At 34.6% G+C, this 6,781-nt stretch carries 7 protein-coding genes and 1 other annotated feature; of the genes, 1 reads left to right on the forward strand and 6 read right to left on the reverse strand.

Features of this window, described 5'->3' with window-relative positions; translation table 11 throughout:
- Positions 1-5: 5 nt before the first annotated feature.
- The 5 genes from ACWG42_RS08525 to thrS form a co-directional block, all read right to left on the reverse strand.
- Positions 6-1,346: a substrate-binding domain-containing protein gene (locus tag ACWG42_RS08525; RefSeq protein WP_455791550.1), complete on the reverse strand. Its 1,341-nt coding sequence runs from the start codon at positions 1,344-1,346 to the stop codon at positions 6-8.
- 35 nt (positions 1,347-1,381) lie between these two features.
- Positions 1,382-2,278, reverse strand: a complete 897-nt coding sequence (locus tag ACWG42_RS08530; protein ID WP_455791552.1) for an HAD family hydrolase — start codon at positions 2,276-2,278, stop codon at positions 1,382-1,384.
- Between the two features lie 138 nt (positions 2,279-2,416).
- Positions 2,417-2,791 carry a NifB/NifX family molybdenum-iron cluster-binding protein gene (locus tag ACWG42_RS08535; RefSeq protein ID WP_455791554.1) on the reverse strand — a complete coding sequence of 125 codons (375 nt, stop codon included), beginning with the start codon at positions 2,789-2,791 and terminating at the stop codon, positions 2,417-2,419.
- Positions 2,792-2,797: 6 nt separating this feature from the next.
- Positions 2,798-3,718, reverse strand: coding sequence for a hypothetical protein (locus ACWG42_RS08540; RefSeq protein ID WP_455791555.1), 921 nt, complete (start codon positions 3,716-3,718; stop codon positions 2,798-2,800).
- Positions 3,715-5,448 (reverse strand): threonine--tRNA ligase, encoded by a 1,734-nt coding sequence (gene thrS / locus ACWG42_RS08545; protein ID WP_455791559.1) that lies wholly within the window; start codon positions 5,446-5,448, stop codon positions 3,715-3,717. Before thrS ends, ACWG42_RS08540 begins: the two co-directional genes overlap by 4 nt.
- Positions 5,449-5,485: 37 nt before the next feature.
- Positions 5,486-5,690 (reverse strand) — a binding site (T-box leader).
- A 188-nt stretch (positions 5,691-5,878) separates the two neighbouring features.
- On the opposite strand from thrS, the gene ACWG42_RS08550 reads away from it, so the two are divergent.
- Entirely contained in the window at positions 5,879-6,529 is a 651-nt protein-coding gene (locus tag ACWG42_RS08550; RefSeq protein WP_455791557.1) for a recombinase family protein, read from the forward strand.
- A 104-nt stretch (positions 6,530-6,633) separates the two neighbouring features.
- Here the strand turns inward: ACWG42_RS08550 and ACWG42_RS08555 are convergent, their stop codons facing one another.
- The gene (locus ACWG42_RS08555; protein ID WP_455791195.1) at positions 6,634-6,771 is read right to left on the reverse strand and encodes a transposase; all 138 of its coding nucleotides are present in this window, start codon (positions 6,769-6,771) and stop codon (positions 6,634-6,636) included.
- Between the last annotated feature and the right edge of the window lie 10 nt (positions 6,772-6,781).

Consider the following 6,781-nt stretch of genomic DNA (forward strand, 5'->3'; position numbering starts at 1 on the left):
GCTATTTAACGAACAGAGTCGCCTTCTTGAATGCGATAAATTTCTGGCATCTTTGGTTTTGTCTTACCTTCAATGATGGCAAATATAGTTGCACATACATATTCTGCATATGCGTTATAATCAAACGCAAGACTTGTTAAAGTTGGAGACATCACACGTGTAATCGCATGTCCTCCAAAGCTCATAACGGAAGTATTTTGAGGGACTGCGATATGATATTCTTTTAGATACTTATTCAATGGAATTGCCATTTCATCACGTTCTAATAAAAGAACATCAATTTTTTCTTCAAACACTTCTTTTAATTTCTCATATATATCCAAGTAACTTCCATCGCACATTCTCGTTGCGAAATCCAATGGTTGTTTCTTTTCATGATATACTTTTTTGATTCCTTCGTAATGTTCAGAGGATAAAGTTTCATCCGCTCCAAGGTAACGTACTACAAGATGACGCATCTTCATCAAGTATTCACCTAGCACTTCTCCAGCTTCTACTTCATTTACCGCAAGTGATGTAATATCCGATTTTCTTTGATTCAAGAATACACACACGATATTGGCTTCTTTCAATTGTTTTGCCAAACTAGAAGGATTTGCACAACTTTCAATGATGACCGCATGCACTTGTTGTTTGATCATAGCTTCTACATATCTTTCTTCTAAAGGAGCATTTCCTTCTCCTACATAGACAGAAAATAAACAATGACTTTCATGACTTACTTCTTGAATCGCTTTGATCATTTTTCTTGATCTAGGATTTGTTACATCCTTGGTAAGGATACCAAAAACATAATCTTTCTTTTCACGAATGATTGGCTCTTTTACTTTTGGTGCTCTTGGCAATTTCTTCTTTTCTACTACTTTTTCAGTTTTCAAAGGCAGTTCTGTTGCTTTTTTAGAAGTTTTCGCATGAGTTCCTGTTGAAATTTTATCTTTTACTTTTGATAATGTAGCACTAGATTTCTCAATAGAACCTTTCAACTTTCCAGGGATATCCGCTTTTGAAACATTCTTTTTGATGGATTCACCAGAACTTGCTAGTTTGGCTTTTGTTCCTTCCATCATTTCTCCTGTCTTCTTTACGGCGCCTTTTAGTTTCTTTGAAAAATCTTCTTTCGCTGATGTTTTATCTTTTGTTTTTTCTTCGATGATTTCTTTTACATCTTCCACCACTTCTTTTGTTTCCACTTCAATATCTTCAATGGCACATTCTAATTTTTCAAGAGCTTCTTTGATTTTTCTTTCAATATCTGCTCGTACTTTTTCATTGTTCAAAAAGCGTTTTACACTTGTCGTAGATACACTTGCCGTTTTTGCTAATTCTGTAATGGTAATTTTCTTCATAGTAATCCCTCACAATTCGTTATGTTCATTTTATACTATTTTGTGGTATTTTTAAAGTTATTTAAGTATTCTTTATCTCCATTGTGTTCCATAAGTCCTTCTAATATACGTGTTACTCCATGTTCCACATTAGAAGCCGTTATATAATTTGCTTTTTCCTTGATACAATCAATTGCATTCTCTACTGCAAATCCATAATGGAATGTTTCAATCATATTCAAATCATTTAAGCTATCCCCAAAGACAACCACTTCATCCATGGCGATACCATGCATTTCGCAATAGTTTTTTAACGCAAGTCCTTTTTGCGCTTTATGATATGTAATCTCCACATTATCTGCGACTGAATTTGTAACATCTATATCCGCTATGCAAGATAGTGCTTCACGCACTTCTTTTTGAATTTGTGCGGTTGTTGAAAATAGTTCAATCTTATAAACAATAGGTTTACTTTGTAAATAAGCATCTACATCATCTACGATAACATCAAACTTCGCAAAGTTCCCTTTTTCCATAATATTTCTTGCTTCTTCTTCTGTAAAATTATTACGCATTAGATGTGCAAGGGCTACTTTTTCTCCACGTTTTGCATCCGTCGTGATAATACCCTTTTTCCCATACATATGAAAACACACATTTTTTTCTATCAACATTGTCATCACTTGTGACAAAATATCTTGTGGAATTGGAATTTCTTGAACCATTTCTCTTTCTTCATTTAAAATGACGGCTCCATTTAAACATATATATTCGCAAGTAATTCCAAATTGTTCTACCAGATCCTTTGCATTTGTCCAATTTCTCCCTGTCGCAATCATGAACTGAAATCCTCTTTTTTGAAACTCCATGATGATTTTTGAGTCATGTTCATCTAGTTCATGAGTTGCATTAAACAATGTTCCATCTAAATCACTAACTGCTAATTTTATCATTTTACTTACCTCACATTTTAAACATACCACATTATTTTAACATTCCAAGTCATTTATGCCTAGTTAATCTTTCCTGAATTCTTATAAACGAAGATTTTAAATACTACATTACATAAAAAACTGATCAAATATGACCAGTTATTTTGTACAATCATGACTCCCGCAGTTATGTTCACCTTCATGATGGTGATTACACATACCACTTGGATCATCTTTCAAACTACCATCAAGGATGCTTGAAATAATGTCTTTTATGTTTCCTTTCGCTCCAGATATCAAAGCGATATTGGAAGCTGTCAGGGCATCTCTTGCGCCTTGTCCAATACCTCCACATACTAAGACATCCACTTGATACTCTTTTAAGAACCCAACAAGAGCACCGTGTCCTTTTCCATCCGTAGGAATTATGTTTTCTTGTGCTACTCCATTAATGACATCTACCATCATAAATGATGGTGTCTTTCCGAAGTGTTGAAAAACTTGGTTGTTTTCAAATGTAATCGCATATTTCATAGTTTATTACTCTCCATAATACGCATCATCTAATGTGATTTTGAATTGTGCTAGGAAGGCTGTGATATCTTCTTTTACAGTGTTGGCTTTTACAAACTTGATGTTTTGACGTGCCCAAGTTTTTTGTGCAATCTGTGCACTTGGTACCCCTAGTTTTTCAACAGTTGCTTTTTCTACAGCCTTTGTAACAGAAGTATCATCTCCAATCGCTGTTTCATTCGCAAACTTTTTCGCAGTTTCTAAGTATGTTACTACTTTTTCTTCACTGCCTTTTTTTACAAATAAAGCTGCCTGTGGATATCCTTCTTTTGTTGTATTGTTTTTTGCTTTATATTCTTTTTGTAAATCTTTTAGTACTTTTAATTCCATACCTTTTTCTTTTGCTTTCGCAATGGTTGCGGTTGCAGCAGGTTCTGCCAACAAACCAACATTCGCTTTTCCTGATAACAACTGTGCTTGTACATCATTCACAGAATTAAAGTATGTGATGGATGGTGTAATTGTTGTTAAATCCAAACTATTCATCAATACTTTCTGTGGTACAGCAGCTTCTCCAAATGCAGCAAATACGCCTTCTGTAGTAAGTGCACTTTCATCGGTTCCTATTACATACAGATTTCCCCATGTTACTACGCTATCTAAAACATATTCACTTTTTCCAGTAGAAATCAATTTTGAACCAAGATTAATTGGCGCAATGATGATATCATATCCATCTTTCTTATTGAATTCTGCAGATAAGGTGTCACTACCATCAACGGTATCAATGGTTACGTTTTTATCTTCATATAAACCTAACAAAGATAAAGAAGTAGCTCCCATAGGAACGATGGCTTTGATGGGCTCTTCTTTTTTTGTTTCTGTAGTAGAACAAGCCACCATAGTAAATGCAAGTGTTGTTACAAGTAAAGCTTTTAGTAATTTCATAGACGTTTCTCCTTCACTTCCTCAGACAACAACGCAAGAAATTCCTCTACAGTCACTGTCTGTGATTCTTTGCTTTGTGCGCGACGAATGGTTACAGTACCTTGTTCTTGTTCACCATCTCCGATTACAAGCTGATAAGGAATTTTTGCAAGCTGAGCTTCGCGTATACGATACCCTAATTTTTCATTTCTTGCATCTAATTTGCTTCTATATCCATTCGCTGAAATTAGCGCATTGATTTTTTCTGCATATTCCACATGTTTTTCGTGGTGTACTGGAACTACCATGACTTGTTGAGGAGCCAACCATGTTGGGAAGTGTCCTGCATAATGTTCAATCAAGATACCGATGAAACGTTCAATAGAACCAAAGATAACGCGATGTAACATAACAGGACGTACCTTTGTACCATCACTTTCTACATATGTTAAATCAAATCGTTCTGGAAGGTTCATATCCAATTGGATTGTTCCACATTGCCATTCTCTTCCTAATGAATCTTTGATATGGAAATCTAGTTTAGGGCCATAGAATGCTCCATCTCCAGGATTTACCTTATATGTTTTACCCGCATGTTCACATGCTGCTGCTAAAGCTGCTTCACTCTTTTCCCAGATTTCTAAATCTCCAATATATTTCTTTTCTGGTCTAGTTGATAACTCAATACGATATGTTAATCCAAAGATTGCATATACACGATCAATAAATTGAATCAAAGACATTACTTCTTCTTCAATTTGTTGAGGACGCATAAAGATATGAGCATCATCTTGTGTAAATGTACGTACACGGAATAAGCCATTTAAAGCCCCACTAGCCTCGTGACGATGTACTTGGCCTAATTCCCCTACTCTTAGAGGTAAATCCTTGTAAGAGTGTAAACCAGCCTTATATGCTAACAATGCACCTGGACAGTTCATAGGTTTAATCGCAAAATCACGATCATCTACTTTAGTTGTATACATATTTTCTTGATAATTATCCCAGTGACCACTTACTTCCCATAATTCTCTACTCATCATAATTGGAGTTTTAATAAACTGATAGTTTTCTTTTGTATGTTCTTCATACCAGAAGTTCTCCAATTGATTACGGATAATCATTCCATTTGGTAAGAAAAATGGCATTCCTGGAGCATATTCACTCATCGTAAAGATATCAAGTTCTCTACCAAGTTTTTTATGATCACGTTTCTTTGCTTCTTCTAATAAATTTAAATGTTCTTCCAATTCTTCTGCAGTCGGAAAACAAATTCCATAAATACGTTGTAAAACTTTATTGTCACTGTCACCTTTCCAATATGCTCCAGAATGTTTCAACAGTTTAAAGTTCTTCAACTCTTTTACTGTTTCGACATGAGGTCCTCTACATAAATCAATGAATTCCCCTTGTTGGTAACAAGTAATTGTGCCATCTTCCAAACCACTGATCAAATCGATTTTATACAAATCGTCTTTGAACATTTCTAATGCTTCTTCTTTGCTTATTTCTTTGCGAGTGATGCGCTTTCCATCTTTCGCAATCTTCTTCATTTCTTTTTCGATTTTAGGCAAATCATCATCTTTGATTACTTCATCTCCTAAATCAATATCGTAATAAAACCCTTCACTTACTACAGGCCCAACCCAAAATAACGCATTTGGATATAAACGTTTTACAGCCTGTGCCATCATATGAGCACAAGAATGGTTTAATACACTTAACTCTGCATGTTCTTTAATGTCGATCATCATCGTATCCTCCTTGACATATAAAAAAGACTGACACTCAAAGGACGTCAGTCTTATACGCGGTACCACCTTTGTTCATATTCAAACGAATATGCCCTCTTACCTTTAACGCTAGTTACGCGGCACACCTTTTCAGGGGCAACTCCAAGGGAGTAAACATATCGTTTTATCAAAGAACTTTCACCAACCGTTCTTCTCTCTACATCAAAACCATACATCCATGTCCTTATCTTTGTATTTATATGCTTATTTTATACAACATTCTATTGCCAATGTCAATCCTAACGAACTATTTCTTACATATCGTCAATTTTTTCCATTTATTTCCTTTCTATAATCTCGTAATGAAATACTGTAATTCGTATCATTTTCTAAAGATAGTTATGCTAGAATACAGGCATGTGTTTGCAGCACAAGAAAGGGGTGTATTATGAGAAGAACTTATGGATATGTCCGGGTATCAAGTCAAGATCAAAATGAGGCCAGACAATATATTGAACTTATTGAACAAGGGATTCCAAAAAATTGTATTTATATGGATAAATTAAGCGGAAAAGATTTCAATCGTCCTGCGTATCATAAACTCGTATATAAGAAATTAAAACCTGGTGATCTTCTTGTTATTAAGAGTATCGATCGTTTAGGAAGAAATTATAATGAAATCCTGCTGGAATGGAAATTCATCACAAAAGAGAAAAACGTAGATATCAAAATTATTGACATGCCTTTACTAGATACCGATCAGAAAAAGGATTTAATAGGTACTTTGATTGGTGACATTGTACTTCAGTTGCTCTCTTTTGTCGCAGAGAATGAACGTGTAAACATACGACAACGGCAAGCTGAAGGAATACGAGCCGCAAAATTAAGAGGAGTTCGTTTTGGTAGACCAAAACTAGAATTACCAAAAGAATTCGAAGAAATCATGTTTCTGTGGGAAAAAGGAGAATTACTTAGCAAAGAAGCAATTACCATTTCAGGATTAAAATATTCTACTTTCTACAAAAAAGCAAAAGAGTATAAACAGAGAAAAAGAGGCTGTAACGAAATAGACACATTTGGAAATTCAGATGATGCCTAGGAGGTTACGACCTCTTTTTTTCTTGTATATGAGTCATATAGGTTGAAATCAGCTCATTGAGCTTAAAAAAGGGTATAAGAAAAATACTTCTATTGTGGAAAACTTTAAGACTGTAGTTTCTGACGATTTTTTTTATTATGATATTTCATAAGATTGAACCCTATACACACCAATTGAAACTCCATTTCTACATTTTTAATGTTTCTTCTATGAAATCGGTCATATTGATTATTCTCTTTTATGACTCCAAAT

The organism is Amedibacillus sp. YH-ame10 (assembly GCF_053848885.1).